This window comes from Paracoccus sp. M683 (assembly GCF_007096355.1).
Lineage (GTDB): Bacteria > Pseudomonadota > Alphaproteobacteria > Rhodobacterales > Rhodobacteraceae > Paracoccus.
In genome coordinates, this window is record NZ_VKDF01000046.1 from 1 (window position 1) to 3,972 (window position 3,972).

At 60.0% G+C, this 3,972-nt stretch carries 7 protein-coding genes; 5 read left to right on the forward strand and 2 right to left on the reverse strand.

Annotated elements, in window-relative coordinates:
• Window positions 1-93: 93 nt before the first annotated feature.
• The 3 genes from FNJ84_RS22540 (at window position 94) to FNJ84_RS21620 (ending at window position 1,689) form a co-directional block, all read left to right on the forward strand.
• Entirely contained in the window at window positions 94-186 is a 93-nt protein-coding gene (locus tag FNJ84_RS22540; RefSeq protein ID WP_255471374.1) for an SEC-C metal-binding domain-containing protein, read from the forward strand.
• 207 nt (window positions 187-393) lie between these two features.
• The gene (locus FNJ84_RS21615; protein WP_143795260.1) at window positions 394-1,191 is read left to right on the forward strand and encodes a hypothetical protein; all 798 of its coding nucleotides are present in this window, start codon (window positions 394-396) and stop codon (window positions 1,189-1,191) included.
• 144 nt (window positions 1,192-1,335) lie between these two features.
• Window positions 1,336-1,689, forward strand: coding sequence for a cupin domain-containing protein (locus FNJ84_RS21620; RefSeq protein ID WP_114350713.1), 354 nt, complete (start codon window positions 1,336-1,338; stop codon window positions 1,687-1,689).
• A 327-nt stretch (window positions 1,690-2,016) separates the two neighbouring features.
• On the opposite strand, the gene lspA is transcribed toward FNJ84_RS21620, so the two are convergent.
• Together lspA and FNJ84_RS21630 are read right to left on the reverse strand one after the other, a co-directional pair.
• Window positions 2,017-2,517: a signal peptidase II gene (gene lspA / locus FNJ84_RS21625; RefSeq protein ID WP_143795261.1), complete on the reverse strand. Its 501-nt coding sequence runs from the start codon at window positions 2,515-2,517 to the stop codon at window positions 2,017-2,019.
• Window positions 2,514-3,368 (reverse strand): cation transporter, encoded by an 855-nt coding sequence (locus FNJ84_RS21630; RefSeq protein WP_143795262.1) that lies wholly within the window; start codon window positions 3,366-3,368, stop codon window positions 2,514-2,516. The genes lspA and FNJ84_RS21630 overlap by 4 nt, the downstream gene beginning before the upstream one ends.
• Before the next feature lie 56 nt (window positions 3,369-3,424).
• On the opposite strand from FNJ84_RS21630, the gene FNJ84_RS21635 reads away from it, so the two are divergent.
• Window positions 3,425-3,769 carry a helix-turn-helix transcriptional regulator gene (locus tag FNJ84_RS21635; RefSeq protein WP_036743566.1) on the forward strand — a complete coding sequence of 115 codons (345 nt, stop codon included), beginning with the start codon at window positions 3,425-3,427 and terminating at the stop codon, window positions 3,767-3,769.
• Window positions 3,766-3,954: a multicopper oxidase domain-containing protein gene (locus tag FNJ84_RS21640; protein WP_036743567.1), complete on the forward strand. Its 189-nt coding sequence runs from the start codon at window positions 3,766-3,768 to the stop codon at window positions 3,952-3,954. Before FNJ84_RS21635 ends, FNJ84_RS21640 begins: the two co-directional genes overlap by 4 nt.
• The last annotated feature ends 18 nt before the right edge of the window (window positions 3,955-3,972 follow it).

The following is a 3,972-nucleotide window of genomic DNA, read 5'->3' on the forward strand; positions in this document are numbered from 1 at the left end:
GAAGCACCCAATCTGATCCCGAACTGCGTTGCGACGATACTCTATCAGTCTCGTCCCGAGCTTTCCCGCATGGAGCCCGCAAATCGTTCCGAGATGCCGTTCAACGCCGGTCCCCGGCCCGGGCGGAACGCCCCATGCTCCTGTGGGTCGGGCCGCAAATACAAGCAATGTTGCGGTCGGAACTGACCGATCGCCCAAGTCTCTCACGGCCCAAAGCTGCCAGTCGGTCTCTGACTGGCGCTGCGGTGCAGCTTCCCCAGACCGGACGTTCGTGCCTGGCGCAGCGAGATCGCGCAGGCAAAGTCTGCTATGCGGACGAAGTGGACGTTCCTGTGTGCGGCTCGCGCAGAATGATGATAGGAAGGCGGGTATACTGAGAGCGAGGCACTGAATGTGATCCCGATTGGCCTGCCATCCTATGAGTTCCTCCTCATTCGCTTGGCCTATCTTGCGGCCACGCTGATCTGGGTGGCGTGGGCGTTGCGACTTGCTTTTGGGGAGAGGGCCGAATGGCGGCTGAGGACTTGGCGTGGGCCAATCTTTTTTCTCCTTGGGGGGAGTGCCTTCTACTCGACCTGGTCGGTTTACGACCTGAACAGAGAGCTTAAGGCCCATGTCGCCCAGCAACAGGCGGATTACCATCCGGTTTTGGACAGACGGCAGAGACTTGGCGGCATAGATATGCCCCTTGGCACCAAGTTGAATTTGGCGGTGGCGCGTGAACTCGGATCTTTTCAACGTGCCGAATTTCCACATTCGATATCTGTTGGTGGGGTCAATGCCCTTCTTGCGGAGCGCTATCTGAGCATTCACACCGATGATGCTTATCAGACGGCGGGCTATACGCCGCAGAACCTTCGCCTGACGGGGGTGGGGATCAGCATGCAAGCCGGCTGGATCTGCGATGCAAGCGAAGTGATTGTCTTGGAGACGCATCCTGACGGCGCACCGAAGGCCTTCCAAAGCTGCAGCGCGGCTGGCGGTAATCTGATCGAAGGCAAAGCCCTGCCAAACGGGGCCGAGATTATTGCGAGCGAGGGAAGCCTATTTCTTGACGGGCGACGCGGCCTCGATCGGTGGCTGATCCATCTGCCGAAAGAAGGGGCTCTTCAGCTTAAGGGGGGTGAACAAATAGGTGGCGCCATATTGCTGGACGGTGATCGCAAGGTGATCAAAAGCATACCGCAGTAAGAGCGCGCTAACGGGTCGAATGACCACTAGGGGCTCCTTGCGTATATGCTGTTGCGCCGCCCTGGCGCCTGCTATGCGGACGAACTTGCCATTCGCCGCTCACGGCGAGATACCTTGCCAGAGCAAGGGATATGGAGAAAGACGATGCCTCAGGCGGTGAACTTGGCGGCAAAGCTCGCGACATTCGATGAAAAATGGTCACCGCGCACGGTCGCAACCTTCAACGGTCATGACGTCATGGTGGTGAAGGTAGAGGGAGAGTTCAGATGGCATTCGCATGCAGACACAGATGACTTCTTCCTTGTTCTTTCAGGTGAAATCGACATCCAGCTCAGGGACGGGTCCGTCACTTTGAAAGGAGGAGAGATGTTTGTGGTCCCTAAAGGTGTCGAACATTGTCCATTCGCCCGTAAGGAAGCGCATCTTTTGCTCATTGAGCCAACCGGAACCCCTAACACTGGGGATGCCGGGACTGCCGCAGAGCGTAAAGTCATCTGATCGACCGTCGGATAAGGGCTCGATGCGGTCATGCGGCGGTGCGGCAGGCCGTGTGACCATCCTGGCAGAGCGACATAGCACGCCCGGCCCAAAACTGCCAGTCGGTCTTTGATTGGCGCTGCGGTACAGCTTCCCTAGACCGGACGTTCGTGCCTAGCGCAGCGAGATCGCGCAGGCGAAGTCTGCTTTGCGGGACGGAGTGGACGTTCACACTATCTATCCGATGATGCTTTGCAGCATCATCACCGACCTAGCGGGCGGATATGGGTTGCGCAGCAGGGCAAGCGTGCTGTCGATGCCCTTTGCGGATGGAATGCTGGACATCGATTATTTCCCCGTAACGTTTTCTTCTCGGTGGTTACGTTCGGGCTTGTTCTGCGCCGAGCGGAAGCTGTCCCAGAACAGCAGGACTGCACCGCAGAAAATCGCCACATCCGCAAGATTGAAGGACGGCCAGTGGTATGTTCCGTAATGGAAATCCAGAAAGTCTGGGACGGCCCGATAACGCAGCCGGTCGAGGACATTGCCGAGCGCGCCGCCGATGATCAGACCGAGAGCGGCAGCCGTCAGCCTGTCCGGCGCGCGCCACAACCAGATCAGCAGCCATGCCACGATTACGGCAGCAAGTGCGATGAGACCCCACCATGGCACGATCCCGCCCAACATACCGAAGCTGACGCCATCGTTCAGAACCCGCACGAGATTGAGAAAGGGCAGAACCTCGACTCCGCGCTCAAGCGCCGGTGTGTTCAGGGCAAGCGCCTTGGTGCCGTGATCGAGACCAAAGGCTGCGATCGCGCAAAGCCCGCCCAGAAAGCGGCTATTCATGCCGGCGCCTTCAGATCGGCCCGCGCGTCGCGGATGATCGCCCATGACGAGTGCAGGAACAGCCCGGCGATACCGAAAGCGACGATGAGGTCTGGCCATGCGCTGCCCAGCCACGCCACAAGACCGGCGGCAACGACGACCGCCGCATTACCGATGGCGTCGTTGCGCGAGAAGAGCCAGACGGCCCGCATGTTCGCGTCGCCCTTGCGGAACCGCAGCAGTGGCAGAACGGAGATGGCGTTGACGACAAGGGCGATCATGCCAAGCAGGCCCATGAGACCTGCATCCGGCGTCGTCTGTTCGGAGACCCGGACGATGGTCGTGCCGAGGACGCCAAGACCGAGGAGCCCGAGGAAGATGCCTTGGATCAGAGCCGACCGTGCCCGCCAAGCGAGGCTCCAGCCGATGGCCAGCAGGCCGAGGAAGGTGATCGCGCCATCGCCGATGAAATCGAGCGCATCGGCCTTCACGGCCTGCGATCCGGAAATGAAACCGCCGATCATTTCGAGGACCCCGTATCCCACGTTCAGGATCACGACGATCCAGAGGGCGCGGCGGTAGGCCGGGTCCTGATGGGCAGGATTCGGCGGAATGTCTTCATCGCCATCGATCCGGTCGAAGCCATAGCCTGTCACCGCGACTGCCTTTTCGATGTCCGGCAGGCGCGCTTCGGGGGCATTCAGTGTCATGATGTGAGTTGCGGCCGACACCTTCACATCGCCGGGCGCGACTCCGGCCGACTGTGCCGCCCGCTCGATCTGTGCGGCATCCTTGGCGCAGTCCATACCGGAAACCCGGTAACGGACGGGCGGGGCATCTGCCGTCAATCCGGCACTTTCGGTGTTGGCCATGGTCGCGCTATTCCTGCTAGGATGAATCAAAGAACAACATATCAGCGAGGAGTGATATGGCGCAATTCGTCGATGACCGCAAGAGCGCAACCATCGAGCGACGGGCGAAGCTGTTTCGCGGCTTCGCGGACCCGAGCCGCCTGGCCATCCTCGGTGCACTTTGTAACGAGCCATTGGCCGTTCACGAGCTCGTCGAGCGGACGAAACTATCGCAACCCAACGTCTCCAACCATCTGAGGTGCCTGCTGGAGTGCGGGCTTGTCGCCAGCGATCGCCATGGGCGTTTCATCCGCTACCGTATCAGCAGCCCGCGCATCACGGTCCTTCTGAACGATGTGGACGCACTTCTCGACGTGGTCGCAGAGGGTGTTGAGGCGTGTGACAATTATCGTGAGGCGTGAGTCAGAACGGACGGCCGGTCGACTCGGCGCAGATCGGTTGGAAAGATGTCGTCCGTGTGCAGGGTCCGACCGAAATCCTGCTGAGGTTCGACAAGCTGGCTTCGGAAGAGACACCATTCATGTATCACTGCCACATCCTCGAACACGAGGATGCGGGCATGATGGGGCAGTTTACGGTCACATAACAGGACCCCACCCGCTCG